We start from the raw sequence: 18,807 nt of genomic DNA, 5'->3' as shown, positions 1-18,807 counted from the left end.
ACGCATCTTCCTGCCGGGATAAGCGTGACCCGGCAGGAAAGTTCTCTCGCTTACTCCTTCAGCGTTTCAGGATGAGGAGTATTCAGCAGACCCGCCATCCTTCTCTTGCTGCTATTTGCTTTTTCTAAACCCGGCTGCGTGACGCGGATAAAGGCACACAGAACAAAAGCCAGCAGATAAAGCACCGTATAGGCGATGACCACGCCGAGCGTGCTGAACCAGGGCAGCAGCACCACGGCAATCGCCGGCGCAAGGAAGTTAGACAGACCGGCTGAAAGGTTATACACCGAAATCGCCGCCCCCTTGTGCCGCGGCTCCAGCGCCGGGAACACCGCCGCCATCGGTACGAAGGCCGCCACAAAAATCCCCAGCGCGATGGCCGGGACCAGCGCCATGGCAAAGTTATGCCCGAAGTGCTGCGGAATGTAGTAAAACGCCAGGCTCGAAAGCGCCATCCCGATGCAGCCAAACCAGCGCACCACCCGCATCCAGCCCATTTTTTCCGCCACCACGCCCCAGAAGACGTTCGAGAAGATGGTGGTGAAGAAGAATACCGCCCAGACCTGAAGCCACTCGGAGGTGGTGAAGCCCAGTTCGTCAACAAACATCATCGGCATGATGACGGCAAACCCGAACAGGGAGAGGGTGTTGATGATACGCACCATGCTGGAGAGCAGAATACTGCGGTTGGTGTAGAGCAGCGTCGCTGCACGGCCCAGCTCGGCGAATTTTTCCCGGGTGGAGAGATTATGCATGTGCGTTGGGGTTTTGACGCTGCGCAGGGATACCATGGCGATGACTCCCCCCGCCAGACAAAACGCCAGTGCCAGCCACAGGGTGCCCATCTCCCCGATGTGCGGAATGGTAAAGCTCGGAATGTAGCTGCCGAACACGCCGATGCCGATAGAGTAAACCGCCCAGTACCAGCCCAGCGCCGAGCTGGATTTATCGCTACGCACATTATGAATAATGACCACGATGAAGGCGTACAAAAATAACGGGTAGGCCAGACCGCGGATCCCATAGAACAGCAGAATTAATGCGTAATTTGCCTGACCCAGACCAAAAACGAGAAACAGGACGTGGAAAACGCACCACAGGACGAAGCCAATCAGCATGGTTTTTTGCGGGGTGATGATTTCAGCCACCACGCCGGAGATCCACGCGGAGAGCGCCGCCGCGAGACCGTAGAGCGTGAAGGCGAAAGAGGCTTCAGCAGGCGTGAAGCCCAGTGATTTAATATAGTGCGACAGGAATGCCAGCTCGAAACCGTCACCCGTCATAAAGACCGCGATCGCCAGATATCCCCATAGCAGGTTCAGCGGCAATCCCAGCCACTGTTTATTTATTTCGGACATATTGACCTCGTTTGTAGCGTACAGGTAAGCCCACACCGGAAATATTCCGGCGTGAGTTTTCTTATTGTCTTTTTCTCTAAATATACTGACGTGTATTTATTCTCTGATTACTGTCGCAGTCTGTTGTAACTGCTTATAAGCCTCGTATCGACGCAGATGAAGGGACTGAAAGTTCGCTTGCGGATAGAAATATTTATCCACGTGGGTAAATTGTTTCATGGCATCGGTCACTGAAGGCGCTATATTTCCCGCCACCGCCCCGAGAATGGCCGAACCCAGTAATACCGGTTCGCTGCATTGGGTCGCTAACACCGGCAGCCCGCAGGTATCTGCCAGCAGCTGGCGAACGAAAGGGTGCTGGCCCGCGCCGCCGCTGATAACGATATTTTCGGTCTGTACGCCGCATTCACGCTGGGCGTCAATGATTTGTCGCAAACCGTAACCGATACCACACAGACCTGCCACATACAGTGCCATCAGGTTATTGATATCGTTCTCCATGCCCAGCCCGCAGATCGTGGCCCGCGCATGGGGATCGGCAAAGGGCGCGCGGTTACCCAGAAATTCGGGTACCACGTGCAGTCCTGCTGCCAGGTTCACCGCCTCTGAGGCGGTGGAGAAGGTCTGTAAAAGTCGGTCCGCCAGGTAAACCGGCAGCGGCAGGTCTGACTCCTGTGCCAGCTGGCGCGCTTGCGGTGCGGCAGGATGGAAACTTAATAACCGCTCGATAGCGGCACCCGCGGCGCTTTGTCCGCCCTCAATCAGCCACAGTCCAGGTACCATCGCGCTAAAATAAGGCCCCCAGACGCCGGGCACAAAAACGGCGCTCTCGGCGCTGGTCATGGTGCACGATGAGGTGCCAAAGACATACGCAAGATTGTTCAGCGCGCCGCCGCCAACGCCCAACGTCCCGATGCCGCCAGCGTGGGCATCAATTAACCCTACCGCCACCGGCGTGCCTGGCAGCAAGCCCATCTCACGCGCGGCCTGCTCCGTTAAGCCCTCGCCGCAAGGGGTGCCGGGGGCGGCAATATGCTGCCCTATGCGGACAAAATCTTCTCCGGCCAGCTCGTCCAGGCCAACGGTGCGGAAATAGTCCGGGTCCCAGCGATTCTCATGGGCCAGCCACGTCCATTTACAGGTTACGGTACAGATGGAACGGGTGACATCGCCCGTCGCGCGCCAGGTCAGGAAATCGGCCAAATCGAAAAATTGCCAGGCGCGATCGTAGACCTCACGATGCTTTTCTTTCAGCCACAGCAGCTTGGGCGTCTCCATTTCGGGCGATATTTTTCCGCCAACATAGTCCAGCACCGGATGATGGGTGGCGTTGATGCGCTCCGCCTGGTCTGTCGCACGGTGATCCATCCAGACGATGATATTGTTTTCCGCTTCACCGTCAGGGCTGACCGCCAGCGGTTCGCCATTGTTGTCCAACACCACCAGCGAGCAGGTGGCGTCAAACCCGATGCCGGCAACGCTCTGCGGAGTCGTCCCGGAGCGCGCCAGCGCCTCGCGGATGCAGCGGCAAACGGCCTGCCAGATCTCGGCGCTGGACTGCTCCACGCGGCTTCCGCTGCGGTGCACGGTGGCAATTTTCTGCGTCGCGTGGGAAAGCAGCCTGCCGCTGAGATCGAAAATGCCCGCGCGGACGCTGCCGGAGCCGACGTCTACGCCGATAACGGTTTCTGGTGTACTCTTCATCCTTGCGGCCCTTAAAGATCGACGCTGTTAGGCAGAATCACCAGATCCCGGACGGTAACGTTCTTCGAACGGGTCACCATGAATAACACCGATTCTGCGACTTCAATCGGCTGCATCAGGCTGCCGTTTGCCAGCGCTTCATCCATTTTGGCCTGCGGCCAGTCGTCGAGCAGAGCCGTCACTACCGGCCCAGGCAGAACGGCTCCGACGCGTACGCCATGTTCCGCGACCTGACGACGGGTGGTATGCACGAACGCCTGAACGGCAAATTTGGACGCGGTGTAGATCGGCTCCCAGATAACCGGCACCACGCCCGCAATGGAGCTGGTGAAGATAATATCGCCTGACTTCTGCGCAATCATATGCGGCAGTACGGCGCGAACGCAGCGGAAGGCGGCGTTGATATTCAGGTTCAGTACGCGATCCCAGACGTCCGGGTCGCCTTCAGCAACCGGCCCGCCGATGTAGGCGCCTGCATTGGCGTGAAAAATATCCAGGCCGCCGGCGAGGCCGACAATGTCGCTCAGCATCGCGTCGACTTGCTCGGGTTTGAACAGATCGATTTGCAGGGCAAACGCGTTCTCGCCCAGCTCGGCGACGATGCGCTGAAGCTTCTCGCCTTCACGGTCGATTAACACCACCTTAGCGCCAGCGCCGAGCAGCGTTTTTGCACACTCCAGGCCAATACCTGAGGCGGCGCCAGTGATAGCAGCGACTTTGCCCTGAAGGGAACTATTCATGGAGGGGACAGAGTGATTCATTTTATAATCCTTTATGCAGAGATGATTTTTAGGGTGTGTCTGCTTTCGCGTGAAGAACGGGGGTTCTGACTGACGCGTGAAGCAAACTGCTCAATCGATGAAGCAGATCTAGCACTTGCTTATTTCTCCAGCAAGAGACATTCAAAATGAAGAGGCGATTTTGTGACGCGCGTTGAGAAAACGAAGAAAACGACCATTTACGATCTGGCGGAACTCACCGGCGTTTCTGCCAGCGCGGTGAGTGCTATTTTGAATGGCAACTGGAAGAAACGCCGCATCAGCGCCAGCCTGGCAGAGAAGGTAACCCGCATTGCACAAGAGCAGGGCTACGCGGTTAACCGTCAGGCAAGCCTGCTGCGCAGCAAGAAATCGAACGTTATCGGCATGATTGTGCCGAAATATGACAACCGCTATTTCGGCTCTATAGCGGAAAAATTCGAAGAGATGGCGCGTGCCAGAGGGCTGTTGCCGATTATTACCTGCACACGCCGACAGCCGGAACTCGAGCTGGATGCCGCCCGTGCCATGCTCTCCTGGCAGGTTGACTGGGTCATTGCCACGGGGGCGACACACCCGGACAAAATTGCTGAACTCTGTCATCAGGCGGGCGTACCTACACTAAATCTTGATCTGCCGGGTACCCTGGCGCCCTCTATCATTTCGGATAACTACGGCGGCGCGAAGATGCTGACAGAGCGGATCCTCGCCAGCAGCTTTAAACGGTTTGGTTTGCTGACTCCGCTGACCTTCGTGGGCGGACGCCGGAGTGATAACAACACCGCAGAGCGCCTGCGCGGGTTCCTTGATGCCCATCAGGCCCATGGGCTGACCGTTCCGGAACAGCAGCTGCTGGTCACCGGATACTCGTCATCGCGCGTGGAGGAGCAGCTCAGAGCCACCTTCCCGTCGCCATCGACGGCGCTAAAGGGGCTGTTTGTCAATTCGACCATTTCGCTGGAGGGGGTGGTACGTTGGCTGGCCCAATACGGGCAGACCGGCCAAAATCAGCCGCCGATGGGTTGTTTTGACTGGGACCCATTTGTCTCTCTGCTGGGACATGATATCGACATGGTGCGCCAGGACGTCCCGGCGATGCTGGAGAAGGTATTTGAAATTCTCGATTCCGGTGATACCTCGGTCAGGCGTATTGAGATCCCACCGGAACTGATTGGCAGCCAGAGCGTCACGGGCTAGCCCTGACGCGTCAGCAGCCAGCGCGCGGTCTGTTCATCCGTCACCAGACCGTTTACCCAGCCGCCTTTGAGGGCGGCAAGGATCGCCGGGCGTTTATCCTCGCCGCAGGCGGCCGCAATACGTGGACACTGGCTCTGGCGAATATCGTAGCTGGTAATAAAGCGATTAATCTGGCTGTCGATGACGTTGCCGTCGGCATCGATAAAGCGTCCGAGTATTTCGCCAACGCCACCGCGCTGGGTCAACTCTTCCAGCTGTGCCTCATCGATAAACCCGTCTTTGAAGATAGGGCTCTGCCTGCCCAGCGCCCCGATGCCGACAAAAATCACATCGGCCGCATCCGCCACGGCGCAGACGTTACGGAACAGGCGGTTTGAGCACCACATCTCATGCTCCTCGCTGGACTGAGCATAGCGCGGCGCCGGCCACTGGTAATATTTTCCCTGAATTTTACGCGCCAGCAGCAACGGCACATCATCGTAATAGTTACATTGCCCGTGCTCGTTCATGGCGCTGATCAGGGCGACACAGCGGGTGTTGTGGCTGTCAAAATCGATACGCTTGATGGTTTTTTTTAGCGTCAGTCCGGAGCCAATTCCGACAACCGTGGGTTTATCACCTTGCAGGTAGCGGGCCATCAGCTGATAACAGCCAAACGTCACGCTATCCAGCGCGCTTTCATTGCGGTAGACGGGCACAATGTTGCAGTGGGTCAGGTGATATTTTTCCGCGAGAAGTTGCGCATAATCGAGGCAGTTAGCGACAGGGTGATGAAGCCCAATCGAGACAATGCCTTCCTCTTTCGCGGCGGCAATCAGCCGCTGCACCACCGGTCTTGATGTGCCGAGCTGGCTGGCAATTTCGCTTTGATTAAGCCCGGCGATGTAATACATCCATGCCGCCCGCACTTTTTGATCGAGCCTGATGTCATCTTCTTTGCTCACGTTTCCCTGCCTCAAGAATGGGGTTGAGGGCGGTCAACACCCACAACAATTGTCTGTCATTCTGGCGGGTGCTCCGCGCTGAGGCAAGCGGTTTGCTCTTTATTGGTCATTTGTTATTTAAATGGTCATTTGTTCTTTTGTGATCTGTAGCTCTTATTTTAAGCAAATGATCATCTACAGTTCAGCCATAACCTCACTGGAGAACAGAACAATGACCGAGAAATACACATGGCTACATATTGGGCTGGGGTCTTTTCATCGTGCGCATCAGGCGTGGTATCTGCACCGCCTGATTGCCGGCGGCGATACGCGCTGGCACATCGCTGCGGGCAACATACGCAACGATGCTGAACATGTGGTGCAGGCGCTGGCCGCGCAGAAGGGGCGATATGTACTGGAGACCGTCAGCCCGGAAGGCGAGAGAGACTATGAAGAGATCGCCTCGATTCAGACGCTGATCCCGTGGCAGGCGGATTTGCAGCCGCTGATTGCCGAAGGGGCGAACCCGCAGACTCGGGTCATCGCGTTTACCGTGACGGAGGGGGGCTACTATCTGGATACCAGCCACAGGCTGGATGTGGCTAATGCCGATCTGGCGAGCGATATTAAGGGCGGCTGTAAAACCATCTACGGGACAATTGCCCGCATCCTCGAAGCGCGTATGGCGAACGGAGCGGGTCCGGTAACCTTGCTTAACTGTGACAACGTGCGGCATAACGGCGAGCGCTTCCACGACGGGTTGATTGAATTCTTAACCCTCAGCGGCAAACAGAGGGTCATCGACTGGCTGAGCGCTAATGCGACCTGTCCGAATACCATGGTGGATCGCATCACACCGCGTCCGGCGGCCGATCTCCCGGCGCGCATTAAGGCCCGGACGGGCATAGACGATAACGCCCCGGTTATGGGGGAACGCTTTATTCAGTGGGTGGTTGAAGACAATTTCCGCGACGTTCGTCCCGCGCTGGAAACGGTGGGCGTGGAGCTGGTGGGATCCGTCATCCCTTATGAAGAGGCGAAGATCCGCATCCTCAATGCCTCCCATAGCTGTATCGCCTGGGCGGGTACTCTGGTCGGGCAGCAGTATATCCATGAAAGCACGCTGACAGAATTTATCTACAAGATTGCCGACCGCTACGTGACGGAAGATGTCATTCCCTGCCTGGGAGATAATGGCATCGATCTGCCAGCCTACCGCGACGTGGTGCTTAAGCGTTTTACCAACCCCTGGATTCAGGACACCAACCAGCGCGTCGCGGCCGACGGGTTCTCGAAGATCCCGGCGATGATAGCCCCAACGCTGCGTGAATGTTACCAGCGCGGCGTACGTCCTGACGCTACCGCTATGCTGCCTGCGCTGTTCTACGTCTATATGGAGCAGTGGCATCACGGCAAGCTGCCATATGAATACCAGGACGGTATCCTCAACGCCTCTGCGGTACATGCGATGTTCGAATCGGACGATCCGATAGCCCGATATGCCAGCGATACCGCCCTGTTTGGCGATCTGACCGGCCGGGAAGATTTTGCCGCGCTTCTGCGTGAAAAAATCGCTGACGTCTACGCGCTGATTAAGTGAGAGGTGGGTATGTATCTGGGCATCGATCTTGGCACATCAGAAGTAAAGGCGCTGGTCATTGACGAAAACAACGGCGTTGTCGCCACCCATAGCGCGCCGCTGACGATACAGCGTCCGAAGCCGCACTGGTCTGAACAATCGCCGGAAGCCTGGTGGGAGGCAACCGAATACCTGATTGCCACCCTCCGGGAGAAGTGCGGCCACCACTGGCAGGCGATAAAAGCCATTGGCCTTTCCGGACAGATGCACGGTGCGGTACTGCTGGATGCCGCGGGTGAACCCCTGCGTCCGGCCATCCTGTGGAATGACACCCGCTGCGCGCAGGAGTGCGCAGAGCTGGAAGAGATGGCGCCCGAGCTGCACCAGGTGGCGGGGAACCTGGCAATGCCGGGGTTTACGGCACCAAAGCTGCTCTGGGTGCGCCGTCATGAGCCGCAGAACTTCAGCCGTCTCGCCACCGTGCTGCTGCCGAAGGATTATCTGCGCTTCAAAATGACCGGAAAAAAAATCTCTGATATGTCGGACTCGGCAGGGACGCTGTGGCTGGATGTGGGAAAACGAGACTGGTCGGATGCACTGCTGGAAAAATGTGGGCTGTCGCGTGCCGCCATGCCTGCGCTGGTGGAAGGGTGTGAGGTCTCGGCGCTACTCGAACCTGCGGTAGCGCAGCGGTGGGGTCTGAACCCCTCGGTTATCGTTGCCGGCGGCGGGGGAGATAACGCCGTCAGCGCGATAGGGGTTGGGGCCGTTTCGCCGGGCGATGCGTTTATTTCGCTGGGCACCTCCGGCGTGCTGTTTGTGGTCACAGATGCCTACCGTCCGGCGCCCCAGTCTGCCGTGCACGCGTTCTGTCACGTGCTGCCAAACCTGTGGCATCAGATGAGCGTGATGTTAAGCGCCGCCAGTTGTCTACAGTGGTTTTGCCGTCTGGTGGGCGTCACGGAGCTGGCATTGCTTGAGGAGATCGCCCAGCTAAGCGATGCGGAGAAAGCGAGCGCGCCGATGTTCCTGCCGTACCTTTCCGGGGAACGTACGCCGCATAACGATCCCTGTGCTCGGGGCATGTTCTGGGGGCTAACGCACTCCAGCCAGCGTGCGCTGATGGGGTATGCGGTGCTGGAAGGCGTCAGCTTCGGTATTGCCGATGGCCTTCGCGTGTTGCAGGAGAGCGGCACGCAGATTGAACAGTGCTCCCTCGTCGGCGGCGGGGCGCGGAGCCCCTTCTGGGCCCAGCTGCTGGCCGATATTCTGGCGATGCCGGTGGTGACGCATAAGGGCGGCGAAACCGGCGGTGCGCTGGGGGCTGCACGGCTGGCCTGTCTCGCAGCCGGTAAGCCGCTGGCTTCCGTGTGCGAAAAACCTGAAGTCTATAAAACCTGGCGCAGCGATCCGGCGCGCCACCGTGCGCTGATGACGCGTTACCAGCAGTTTAACGCGCTTTACCAAAACGACCTGAACTACCGAAACCCATAATTCTGTGGCAAAGACCCTCCGGTGATGCTGCCGGAGCGGTTCCCTGTACCCTAAAAACGAGGTCAATATGTCGTTAAATAACAAACAATGGCTGGGATTACCCCTGAGTCTGGTCTGGGGGTATATCGCTATCGCGGTCTTTATGACGGGCGATGGTTTCGAGCTGGCATTCCTGTCGCACTATATTAAGGCGCTGGGCTTCACGCCTGCTGAAGCCTCTTTCGCCTTCACGCTCTACGGTCTCGCGGCGGCGCTCTCCGCATGGATTTCCGGCGTGGTGGCTGAAATCATCACCCCGCAAAAAACCATGCTGATTGGCTTCGTCCTGTGGTGCGTTTTCCACGTCCTGTTTCTCGTTTTTGGTCTGGGTCAGGCAAATTACGCATTAATTCTGCTGTTCTACGGGATCCGCGGCCTGGCCTATCCGCTGTTCCTCTATGCCTTTATCGTCGCCATTGTGCATAACGTTCGCAGCGACAGTACCAGCGCGGCGCTGGGCTGGTTCTGGGCGGTTTACTCTATCGGCATCGGCGTGTTCGGCAGCTACATTCCTAGCTTTACCATTCCGCACATCGGGGAGATGGGCACCCTGTGGCTGGCGCTGGCATTCTGCGTAACCGGCGGGATCATTGCGCTGGTCTCTATGCGTAAGGTGGAAACGCCACGGCATATGCAGACTCTCTCCACCCGGGAAAAATTCGCCGAGCTGGGCCGTGCGGCGACGCTGCTCTACACCAACCGCAGTATTCTGCTCTCCAGCATGGTGCGTATCATCAACACCCTCTCCCTGTTCGGGTTTGCCGTCATCATGCCGATGATGTTTGTTGACGAGCTGGGCTTCACCACCTCCGAGTGGCTTCAGGTCTGGGCGGTATTCTTCTTCACCACCATCTTCTCGAACGTCTTCTGGGGCGTGGTGGCGGAAAAAATGGGCTGGATGCGGGTGGTGCGCTGGTTTGGCTGTATCGGGATGGCGCTCTCGAGCCTGGCGTTTTACTACATTCCGCAGCACTTCGGGCATAACTTTGCCATGGCGCTGGTCCCGGCCATCGCGCTGGGGATTTTTGTGGCGGCCTTCGTACCGATGGCGGCGGTGTTCCCGGCGCTGGAGCCGCGGCACAAGGGGGCGGCGATTTCGGTGTATAACCTGTCAGCCGGTCTGTCAAACTTCCTTGCGCCGGCGATTGCCGTGGTGCTGCTGCCCTGGTTCAGCACGCTCGGCGTGGTCATTGCCTACACGGCGCTGTATGTCGTGGCCTTCATCCTGTGTCCGTTTATTCGGGTTGAACAGCCTGGGTTTGTTCGTCAGGAAACCTGTAAGGGTGAAACGGTCGGAATTTCGTAATTTATTCAGGCCTGACGGCAGCGTCGGGCCATTCACGGAGACGTATGATGGATGTTAAGGCGGTAATTTTTGACATGGATGGCGTCATCATTGACTCCGAAGGCCTGTGGCGTCAGGCGCAGAAAGCAGCTCTGGCAGGCTGGCGTGCTGAGGTCAGCGACGAAGAGTGTGAGTCACTGACGAAAGGCAAGCGGCTGGATGAGATTGCCCGGACCTGGTGTGAATACTGTAAACTTGAGGCCGATCCTGTAATGATTGAAGCGGCCATTCGTCTGCGCATCATCGAACTGATTGGCCGGGAAGGCAAAGCGATAGAAGGCATCTACGACGTGATGTCGTATTTTCGTGAGGCAGGTTACCGGATTGCACTTGCCACCTCTTCGTCGCATGAAATCGTGCATGCGGTGCTTAAGAAACTCAGGATGGGTCACTATTTTGAGGTCATTTGCAGCGCCGACGATGAACGCTACGGAAAACCGCACCCTGCCGTCTATCTCTCGGCGCTGCGAAAATTAGGCCTGACGGCCTCGCAGTGCATAGTGATTGAGGACAGCCAGAGCGGCTACCGTGCCGCCCTTAGTGCGGGGCTCAAAACCCTCATCGTCTCGCCAGCGTGCCATCATGCCAGCTTTAACAATGCCAGTGGCCGGTATGCGTCTATGCATGCGCTGCTGGAAACGCTTGCCGTTCCAGCCCCGGAAGCGGGTTAGTTGACTGATTTGTAAGCGCAGAAGTTTCCGCGGGTTGTTGCCGGTCAGCATATTCCTGCTTCTGCGCTTACCTTCAAATAACGTCTCCCGATCAACCTCACATTTCCCCGCGCTTTTGTGAAAATTGTCACGTCCGACCGTGCATATGCCCAAAAAATAGCCTCTCCTTAACGCGTTTTGTCCGAGGACGTGCTGATTTTTTATGCTTAAATTACATACTGAAACGCATTTTTAAAATCATAAAACCCCTTTGTCATTTTCTGCTTCTGGGCTTATCGCCGGACTTAAGGACCGATAATGAAAATTGAATCTGTAGACGTCACCGTTTTTCAGTACCCGACGCGTCGGGTCTCTGACGCCGCGGGGCATTCGCATCCTGGGCCGGAGAGCATGGCCAAAATGGCAATGCTGACCATCACGGCAGAAGAGGGCACCCGCGGATATTCGTTCGCGCCGCCGGAAGTGGTGCGCCCCTTTGTGGTCAATACCTTCTTTCGCAAAGTGCTGGTGGGGCAGGACGCATTCAACCGGGAACGCATCTGGCAGGATCTGGCGCACTGGCAGCGGGGAAGCGCGCATCAGCTGACCGAGCGTGCGCTGGGCTTCGTTGAACAGGCGCTGTGGGATCTGATTGGCCGTAAGCTCAACCTGCCGGTCTGGAAACTGCTTGGAGGCTATCGCGATAAGGTGCCGGCCTATGGCAGCACCATGTGCGGCGACGATCTGCCGGGCGGATTATCCACGCCGGAGGAGTACGCCAGCTTTGCCGAAAAGCTGGTGGCGCGCGGTTACAAGGCCATCAAGCTGCACACCTGGATGCCGCCGGTCTCTTTCGCCCCCAATCCAAAGATGGACGTCAAAGCCTGTGCCGCCGTGCGTGAAGCGGTTGGCCCGGACATTGACCTGATGATTGACGGCTACCACTGGTACAGCCGTACCGAGGCGCTGTACATCGGCAAAGCGCTGGAAAAGCTTGACTTCGCCTGGTTTGAAGAGCCGATGGAGGAGGAGAGCATGGCCTCCTACGCGTGGCTGGCGGAGAACCTCTCGATTCCGGTTATCGGGCCGGAAAGCCTGGGCGGAAAGCACCACAGCCGTGCTGACTGGATCAAAGCCGGGGCCTGCGACATCCTGCGCGCAGGGTCGAACGGCGTGGGCGGCATTTCCCCAACGCTGAAGGTGGCGAACCTGGCGGAATCTTTTGGCATGGACTGCGAAATACACGGCAACGGCGCGGCCAGCCTGGCGGTGATTGGCGCCATCAAAAACTGCCGCTGGTACGAGCGCGGCCTGCTGCACCCGTTCCTCGACTACGACCAACCGGCGGCGTACCTCAACAGCCTGGTGGACCCGATGGACGAACACGGCATGGTCAGTCTGCCGACCCGCCCGGGACTGGGCGAAGACATTAATTTTGCATATATCGAAGCCAATACCGTCAGCCACGACTGACAGATAAAAACGTACCCTACAGGCGATATATACATGAAACGATCTCCCTTAGCCGGGGCGTGCTTGCTCGCGCTCTCGCTGATGATGGGGAGCGGTGCGGCGTACGCGAAAACGCCGCCCGACCAGCTCATCATCGGCATGAACATGAATAACCTGCTGACCCTCGATCCGGCGGCAATGACCGGTAACGAAGTGGTCGGCATTGTGGTCAATCTCTACGACTCGCTGGTGGAGCTGGACCCGAACGCGCTCACCAACGTCAGGCCCGCGCTGGCGACGTCCTGGGATATTTCGCCGGACCGTAAAACCCTGACCTTTCACCTGCGTGACGACGTTAAATTCCACTCTGGCAACCCGCTCACGGCGGAGGATGTGGTCTGGTCGATGCGCCGTCTGCTGCACCTCAACCTTGCCCAGGCCTCGGTGTGGAAGTCGTATGGATTTTCTAAGCAAAACATCGACAGCCAAATCAGCGCCCCCGATGCCTACACGGTGCAAATTGTTCTGCCTAAGCCTAACGATCCGCAGCTGGTGATCTACTCCCTCGGCGCGCTCGGCAACCTCGGCGTGCTCGACAGCAAAACGGTGCAGCAGCACGCGGTGAATAACGACTGGGGCAACCGCTGGCTTACCACCAACGAAGCGGGTTCCGGCCCGTTTATGCTGGAAACCTGGCAGGCGAAGGATGTGCTGCGCATGCAGCGCAACCCGCAATACTGGCGGGAAGAACCCAAAATGAGCCGGGTGGTGCTGCGTCATTTCCAGGAGTCACAAACCCTGCGCCTGATGATTGAGAAAGGCGACCTCGACGTTGCCAACAACATGGCGGTGGCGGACATTAACGCCCTGCGCAAAGACCCGCAGCTCACCGTCGAAGCCGTGCAGAAAGGCACGGTCTACTACGTGGCGATGAGCATGAAAGAGGCCCATTTCGCTAACCCGAAGGTGCGCGAAGCGGTGCGCTATCTGATTGACTATCAGGGCATCAACAGCGCGCTGATGCCGGGCTACGGCGTGCTGCACCAGCGCCCGATCAAGGCGGGTATGCCGTCCACGCTGCCGGACCCGGGCTATAGGCTCGATATCCCGCGCGCCAGAAAGCTGCTGGCGGAGGCGGGCTACCCGGACGGGTTTGACACCACCCTGCGGGTGCTGGCGGATCAGCCGTTCCTCAATATCGCCATCGCCGTGCAGTCGACGCTGATGCAGGCGGGCATCAACGCCAAAATCATCACCGGCACCGGGAACCAGATTTACGGCGCAATGCGCGAGCGCAAGTTCGACATGCTGGTGGGGCGCGGCGGTAGCGGCGTCGAACCCCATCCGCACTCCAGCCTGCGGGCGTTGGTCTATAACCCGGACAACAGCGATGAAGCCCGTCTGACCAACTTCCAGGGCTGGCGTACCAGCTTCTACGACAAGCCGCTCAACGAAATGATCGACAAGGCCCTGCTGGAGCGCGATCCGGAAAAACAGTTCGCCGACTACCAGCAGATCCAGGTCCGCTACGACGCGCTGATCCCGGCGATGATCCCCCTGTCACAGATGGTCGATTCGGTGGTGGTGCGTAACGAGGTGAAGAACTTCCAGTCGCACCCGTCGGCCACCACCTTCCTGCGTGAGGTCTACAAAACCGGAGGTGACAAATGAGTGTGGCAATTCTCGCGCCCGGCTCACGGACCCGGCGCTTCTCAAAGCGGTTAACGCAGGTGGTGGTGACGCTGTTCGGCCTTCTGCTGCTGACCTTTTTCATCGGCCGCGTAATGCCCGTTGATCCGGTGCTGGCGATTGTCGGACCGGATGCCGACCACAGCACCTATCAGCAGGTCTATCACCAGCTGGGATTCGACCGGTCGCTGCTGGCTCAGTTCGGTATTTACCTCAATAACCTGCTGCACGGCGATCTGGGCAATGCCCTGCTGACGGGTAAACCGGTGACTGCCGATATTCTGCGCGTCTTCCCGGCGACGCTCGAGCTGGCGACGATGGCGATTATCGTCGGTGCGGGTCTGGGCATTCCGCTGGGCGTACTGGCGGCGGCGCGGCGCAACAGCGTTTCCGACTACGTGGTGCGCATCATCAGTCTGGCGGGTTATTCCACGCCGATTTTCTGGGTCGGGATGATGGGGCTGCTGCTGTTCTACGCCTGGCTTGGCTGGGTGGGGGGCGCGGGGCGTGTGGATCTCGGACTGGAGGGGGTAGTCCCACGCCGCACCGGACTGATGACGGTGGATGCGCTGCTGGCCGGGAACGGCGCGGTGTTCTGGAACGCCATTAACCATCTGGTTTTGCCCGCGTCGCTGCTTGGCTTCCACTCGCTGGCCTATATCAGCCGCATGACCCGCAGCTTCATGCTGGCGCAGCTGTCGCAGGAGTTCATTATCACTGCCCGGGTGAAGGGCTTAACTGAACGTCAGGTGATCTGGAATCACGCGTTTCGCAACATTCTCGTGCAGCTCCTGACGGTAGTGGCGCTGGCCTACGGCTCGCTGCTGGAGGGGGCGGTGCTGATTGAAACCGTCTTCTCCTGGCCGGGCTTCGGTTCGTATCTCACCGGCAGCCTGCTGCTCGGGGATATGAACGCGGTCATGGGCTGCGTGCTGCTGGTGGGGGTCATCTTCGTGATGCTGAACCTGCTCTCCGACATGCTGTATCAACTCTTTGACCCGAGGACGAAATCATGACCGTTTCTCTGGATTCGCCGCTGGGGACCGGGCCATCCGAACGCCGCCAGCGTATCAGACGCACGCTGGGCCGCGCCGCGGGCTTCGTCGGCAAGATGGCGCGCAATCCGCTCACCGCCATCGGCGGCGGGATTATCCTGCTGCTGCTGATTGTGGCGGCGTTTGCCCCGCTGATCGCGCCGTACAACCCGCTGGTGCAGGACCTCAATAACGCGCTGGTCGCCCCGAACGCACTGCACTGGTTCGGCACCGACGAGTTTGGCCGGGACATCTTCAGCCGGCTGGTGTACGGCGCGCGCATCACGCTCTACATCGTGCTGCTGGTCTCCGTGACCGTTGGCCCGCTGGGGCTGCTGCTGGGCGTGACCGCAGGCTACTTCGGCGGCAGGGTGGACGCGGTGCTGATGCGCGTCACCGATATCTTTATCTCCTTCCCGAGCCTGGTGCTGGCGCTGGCGTTTGTCGCGGCGCTCGGGCCGGGGCTGGAGCACGTGGTGATTGCGATTACGCTCACCGCCTGGCCGCCGATTGCCCGTCTGGCGCGCGCCGAAACTCTCTCTCTGCGCCAGGCCGATTTTATCTCCGCCGTGCGGCTTCAGGGTGCTTCCCCGGTGCGCGTACTGTGGCGTCACATCGTCCCGCTGTGCCTGCCGTCAGTGATTATCCGCATCACCATGAACATGGCGGGGATCATTCTCACCGCCGCCGGGCTGGGCTTTCTTGGCCTTGGCGCACAGCCGCCGGAGCCGGAGTGGGGAGCGATGATCTCCAGCGGTCGTACCTACATGATGGAGTGCTGGTGGGTGGTGACTATTCCGGGGCTGGCGATCCTGATCAACAGTCTGGCGTTCAACTTCTTAGGAGATGGCCTGCGTGACATCCTCGATCCTCGTAGCGAATAACCCGATGCTCGACGTGCGCGATCTCCACGTCGATTTTATCAACGGCGACGCGGTCACCCACGCGGTGCGCGGCGTCTCTTTCCAGCTCGGACGCGAAAAGCTGGCGATTGTCGGTGAATCCGGTTCCGGTAAATCCACCGTCGGGCGGGCGCTGCTACGCCTGCATCCGGCCAAAGCGCAGATCCGCGCCGCGCGGATGCAGTTTGGCGATGTCGATTTACAGGCCGTCAGCGAGGCGCAGATGCGCGGCATTCGCGGCAAGCGCATCTCGATGATCATGCAGGACCCGAAATACTCCCTTAACCCGGTGGTGTGCGTGGGCGACCAAATTGCCGAAGCCTGGCTGACCCATCATCCGGGGCGCAAGGCGGAAGCCAAAGCCAGAGTGCTGGAGATGCTCGACGTGGTGCGCATTCGCCAGCCGGAGCGGGTGTATCACCTCTGTCCGCACGAGATTTCCGGCGGGCAGGGGCAACGCATCATGATCGCCATGATGCTGATCGCCGACCCGGAGCTGGTCATTGCCGACGAGCCGACTTCGGCGCTGGACGTGTCGGTGCGCTTGCAGGTGCTGGGGTTACTGGATGACCTGGTGCAGTCCCGCGGTCTGGGGCTGATCTTTATCAGCCACGACATCAACCTGGTGCGCAGCTTCTGCGACCGGGTGCTGGTGATGTACGCCGGACGGGTGGTGGAGTCGATTGCCGCGAAGGATCTGCACAACGCCAGGCATCCCTACACCCAGGGGCTCATCAGCGCGCTACCGGAAATCAACCATCGCCGACCGACGCTGCCGGTATTACAGCGTCAGGCCAGCTGGCTCACCGAGTAAGGAGCAGAGATGATCGAGATACAACACCTTAACCTGACGTTTGGCGAGGGCGAGAAGCGTAATCAGGTGCTGGACGATGTGAATATCAGCGTGAGGGACGGCGAGATTTACGGCCTGGTGGGGGAGTCCGGTTCGGGCAAAACCACGGTGCTGAAATGCCTTGCCGGGCTGTTTACCCACTGGGAGGGCGAGCTGGCGATTAACGGCAAGCGGCTGGAAAAACGTATCAGCCAGGAACGCTGCCGCCGGGTGCAGATGGTATTTCAGGATCCGTACGGCTCTTTGCATCCGCGTCACACCATCGGCGATATTCTGGAAGAGCCGCTGCACATTCACCGCATAAAAGATCGGGAGCGGCGCGTTCACGCCCTGCTGGATAAAGTTGGGCTTAGCCGGGCGTTTCGCGATCGCTATCCGCACCAGCTTTCCGGCGGGCAGCGCCAGCGCGTGGCGATTGCCAGGGCGCTGATTCTGGAGCCGCAGGTGCTGCTGCTGGATGAACCTACCTCGGCGCTGGACGTCTCGGTGCAGGCGGAAATCCTCAACCTGCTGGCGGAACTTCAGCGTGAGTCGAACCTGACCTACCTGATGGTGACCCACGATCTGGGCGTGATTGCCCATCTGTGTCAGAAGGTGGCGGTAATGCAGTATGGCAAAATCCTTGAAAGCCTGACGGTGGACGAACTGGTCGCCGGGCAGGCCAAAACCGACTATACGCGGATGCTGGTCAATGCCTCACAGCAGTATTCCCGCGAGATGGCGCGGGAGGTGGCGGTGTATTAGGTAGCCGGGTGGCGACTACGCGATCGGTCCTGTAGGCCGGGTAAGGCGTAGCCGCCACCCGGCAAACCATCAGCGCAAGAGCTGACAATCCGGCGGTAATCGGCACTGCAATGCGCCCGGAACAACTTCGATGCGGAATTTCTCTCCGCTCAGCGGTTCGCCATCAAGGTTAAAGGTCATGCCGTGTGGGGCGATCACTTCAAACCACGCGGATTTCCCGGCGATAATATTGGGGCTCTCCTCTGGCTGCGTCAGCGTCGTAAACAGCGCGGGCAGCAGCCCGTCGCCAGTAAAAATGCGCAGCTGTAGCTGACCATCATTAATCAGGGCTTCCGGGCAAAGCAGCTGTCCGCCGCCTGCCTGACGTCCGTTGCCGATACCAATCACCAGCGCGTCGCCCTGCCAGTGGAAGTTCTCACCGTGGATTTCACAGCTGTCGGGCTTGAGGGTGTCCATGCGCATCAGGCCGTGAATGAGGTACGAGACGCCGCCCAGCGCGGCTTTCAGCTTCTCCGGCGTTTCGCTGGTGATCCGCGTGCCGAAACCGCCCGTTGCCATGTTGATAAAACAGGTTCTTTCATTCACCTGCGCGATGTCGACGGCGGTCGCTTTCCCGAGGATAGCCAGTTGCAGTGCTTTGCCTAAATCCTCAGGTATGCCGGCGCTGGTGGCAAAATCATTGGCGGTACCGAGCGGTAAAATGCCCATCACCGGGCGATGTGCTGTGTTGAGGTCAATAAGCGCACCAGCGATCTCGTTGATTGTTCCGTCGCCGCCGCCTGAAATGATGGTCTCAGCACCTAACCTGATGCCTTCGTCGATATAGCGTGCCGCATCGCCTTTTTCAAAGGTCACCCGCACGTGAATGCGCGCGCCATCTTCACGCAATTCGGTGATCGCCTGGCGCAACAGATCGTTGCCTGCACTTTTGCCATTGAGAATTAATAAACTGTCTGGATAGGATGCCATCCGGGTTGCTCCCTTTTTTAACTATAGAAAGAGTGTATCCCAGAGAAGGAAAAAGCGGGTAAGAACAGGATGAAAGGCAAAAAATAAGCCCGCGTAAGGGAGATTACGCAGGCTAAG

The 18,807-nt window shown here is 58.7% G+C and carries 16 protein-coding genes; 11 read left to right on the top strand and 5 right to left on the bottom strand.

Annotation, left to right across the window (positions count from 1 at the left end; translation table 11 throughout):
* Positions 1-50 precede the first annotated feature (50 nt).
* From L463_RS04350 to L463_RS04360, 3 genes are all read right to left on the bottom strand, one after another.
* Positions 51-1,358, bottom strand: a complete 1,308-nt coding sequence (locus L463_RS04350) for an RbtT/DalT/CsbX family MFS transporter (protein ID WP_032648880.1) — start codon at positions 1,356-1,358, stop codon at positions 51-53.
* A 96-nt stretch (positions 1,359-1,454) separates the two neighbouring features.
* Positions 1,455-3,062 carry an FGGY-family carbohydrate kinase gene (locus L463_RS04355; protein WP_032104900.1) on the bottom strand — a complete coding sequence of 536 codons (1,608 nt, stop codon included), beginning with the start codon at positions 3,060-3,062 and terminating at the stop codon, positions 1,455-1,457.
* 11 nt (positions 3,063-3,073) lie between these two features.
* The gene (locus L463_RS04360) at positions 3,074-3,823 is read right to left on the bottom strand and encodes an SDR family oxidoreductase (RefSeq protein WP_161799062.1); all 750 of its coding nucleotides are present in this window, start codon (positions 3,821-3,823) and stop codon (positions 3,074-3,076) included.
* A 162-nt stretch (positions 3,824-3,985) separates the two neighbouring features.
* Here L463_RS04360 and L463_RS04365 point away from each other — a divergent pair, with 162 nt between their 5' ends.
* The gene (locus L463_RS04365; RefSeq protein WP_032104898.1) at positions 3,986-5,017 is read left to right on the top strand and encodes a LacI family DNA-binding transcriptional regulator; all 1,032 of its coding nucleotides are present in this window, start codon (positions 3,986-3,988) and stop codon (positions 5,015-5,017) included.
* On the opposite strand, the gene L463_RS04370 is transcribed toward L463_RS04365, so the two are convergent.
* Complete coding sequence (locus L463_RS04370) at positions 5,014-5,961, bottom strand: sugar-binding transcriptional regulator (protein WP_023295033.1); 948 nt, start codon at positions 5,959-5,961, stop codon at positions 5,014-5,016. The genes L463_RS04365 and L463_RS04370 overlap by 4 nt on opposite strands.
* Before the next feature lie 211 nt (positions 5,962-6,172).
* On the opposite strand from L463_RS04370, the gene dalD reads away from it, so the two are divergent.
* The 10 genes from dalD to L463_RS04420 all read left to right on the top strand — a co-directional run bounded on the left by dalD (position 6,173) and on the right by L463_RS04420 (position 17,721).
* Positions 6,173-7,540 carry a D-arabinitol 4-dehydrogenase gene (gene dalD / locus L463_RS04375; RefSeq protein WP_032104897.1) on the top strand — a complete coding sequence of 456 codons (1,368 nt, stop codon included), beginning with the start codon at positions 6,173-6,175 and terminating at the stop codon, positions 7,538-7,540.
* A gap of 9 nt (positions 7,541-7,549) precedes the next feature.
* Positions 7,550-9,013 carry a xylulokinase gene (gene xylB, locus L463_RS04380; RefSeq protein WP_015572354.1) on the top strand — a complete coding sequence of 488 codons (1,464 nt, stop codon included), beginning with the start codon at positions 7,550-7,552 and terminating at the stop codon, positions 9,011-9,013.
* A gap of 67 nt (positions 9,014-9,080) precedes the next feature.
* Positions 9,081-10,358, top strand: a complete 1,278-nt coding sequence (locus tag L463_RS04385; RefSeq protein ID WP_017693074.1) for an RbtT/DalT/CsbX family MFS transporter — start codon at positions 9,081-9,083, stop codon at positions 10,356-10,358.
* Positions 10,359-10,402: 44 nt separating this feature from the next.
* Positions 10,403-11,068: an HAD family hydrolase gene (locus L463_RS04390; protein WP_080024813.1), complete on the top strand. Its 666-nt coding sequence runs from the start codon at positions 10,403-10,405 to the stop codon at positions 11,066-11,068.
* 297 nt (positions 11,069-11,365) lie between these two features.
* On the top strand, positions 11,366-12,520 hold the full coding sequence (locus L463_RS04395; RefSeq protein ID WP_017383258.1) for a mandelate racemase family protein: 1,155 nt from the start codon (positions 11,366-11,368) through the stop codon (positions 12,518-12,520).
* A gap of 33 nt (positions 12,521-12,553) precedes the next feature.
* Positions 12,554-14,170 carry an ABC transporter substrate-binding protein gene (locus L463_RS04400; RefSeq protein WP_032104611.1) on the top strand — a complete coding sequence of 539 codons (1,617 nt, stop codon included), beginning with the start codon at positions 12,554-12,556 and terminating at the stop codon, positions 14,168-14,170.
* Positions 14,167-15,204 carry an ABC transporter permease gene (locus tag L463_RS04405; protein WP_032104610.1) on the top strand — a complete coding sequence of 346 codons (1,038 nt, stop codon included), beginning with the start codon at positions 14,167-14,169 and terminating at the stop codon, positions 15,202-15,204. The genes L463_RS04400 and L463_RS04405 overlap by 4 nt, the downstream gene beginning before the upstream one ends.
* A complete protein-coding gene (locus tag L463_RS04410) occupies positions 15,201-16,106 on the top strand; it encodes an ABC transporter permease (protein WP_015572358.1) in 906 nt (301 codons plus the stop codon). Before L463_RS04405 ends, L463_RS04410 begins: the two co-directional genes overlap by 4 nt.
* Positions 16,078-16,938 carry an ABC transporter ATP-binding protein gene (locus L463_RS04415; RefSeq protein WP_032104614.1) on the top strand — a complete coding sequence of 287 codons (861 nt, stop codon included), beginning with the start codon at positions 16,078-16,080 and terminating at the stop codon, positions 16,936-16,938. The genes L463_RS04410 and L463_RS04415 overlap by 29 nt, the downstream gene beginning before the upstream one ends.
* 9 nt (positions 16,939-16,947) lie before the next feature.
* On the top strand, positions 16,948-17,721 hold the full coding sequence (locus L463_RS04420; RefSeq protein WP_032104609.1) for an ABC transporter ATP-binding protein: 774 nt from the start codon (positions 16,948-16,950) through the stop codon (positions 17,719-17,721).
* 69 nt (positions 17,722-17,790) lie between these two features.
* On the opposite strand, the gene yegS is transcribed toward L463_RS04420, so the two are convergent.
* Positions 17,791-18,690, bottom strand: a complete 900-nt coding sequence (yegS, locus tag L463_RS04425) for a lipid kinase YegS (RefSeq protein WP_032104608.1) — start codon at positions 18,688-18,690, stop codon at positions 17,791-17,793.
* Positions 18,691-18,807 lie beyond the last annotated feature (117 nt).

The sequence above is a fragment of the Enterobacter sp. BIDMC 27 genome, assembly GCF_000534415.1.
Classification (GTDB): Bacteria; Pseudomonadota; Gammaproteobacteria; order Enterobacterales; family Enterobacteriaceae; genus Enterobacter; species Enterobacter hormaechei_C.
The sequence above is the reverse complement of the archived record's forward strand: the minus strand, read 5'-3'. Positions and strand labels throughout refer to the sequence as shown.

Coding starts and splice junctions, on each gene's coding strand:
- L463_RS04350 (WP_032648880.1), bottom strand. CDS start 1,358: ATGTCCGAAATAAATAAACAGTGGCTGGGATTGCCGCTGAACCTGCTA.
- L463_RS04355 (WP_032104900.1), bottom strand. CDS start 3,062: ATGAAGAGTACACCAGAAACCGTTATCGGCGTAGACGTCGGCTCCGGC.
- L463_RS04360 (WP_161799062.1), bottom strand. CDS start 3,823: ATGAATCACTCTGTCCCCTCCATGAATAGTTCCCTTCAGGGCAAAGTC.
- dalD (WP_032104897.1), top strand. CDS start 6,173: ATGACCGAGAAATACACATGGCTACATATTGGGCTGGGGTCTTTTCAT.
- xylB (WP_015572354.1), top strand. CDS start 7,550: ATGTATCTGGGCATCGATCTTGGCACATCAGAAGTAAAGGCGCTGGTC.
- L463_RS04385 (WP_017693074.1), top strand. CDS start 9,081: ATGTCGTTAAATAACAAACAATGGCTGGGATTACCCCTGAGTCTGGTC.
- L463_RS04390 (WP_080024813.1), top strand. CDS start 10,403: ATGATGGATGTTAAGGCGGTAATTTTTGACATGGATGGCGTCATCATT.
- L463_RS04395 (WP_017383258.1), top strand. CDS start 11,366: ATGAAAATTGAATCTGTAGACGTCACCGTTTTTCAGTACCCGACGCGT.
- L463_RS04400 (WP_032104611.1), top strand. CDS start 12,554: ATGAAACGATCTCCCTTAGCCGGGGCGTGCTTGCTCGCGCTCTCGCTG.
- L463_RS04405 (WP_032104610.1), top strand. CDS start 14,167: ATGAGTGTGGCAATTCTCGCGCCCGGCTCACGGACCCGGCGCTTCTCA.
- L463_RS04410 (WP_015572358.1), top strand. CDS start 15,201: ATGACCGTTTCTCTGGATTCGCCGCTGGGGACCGGGCCATCCGAACGC.
- L463_RS04420 (WP_032104609.1), top strand. CDS start 16,948: ATGATCGAGATACAACACCTTAACCTGACGTTTGGCGAGGGCGAGAAG.
- yegS (WP_032104608.1), bottom strand. CDS start 18,690: ATGGCATCCTATCCAGACAGTTTATTAATTCTCAATGGCAAAAGTGCA.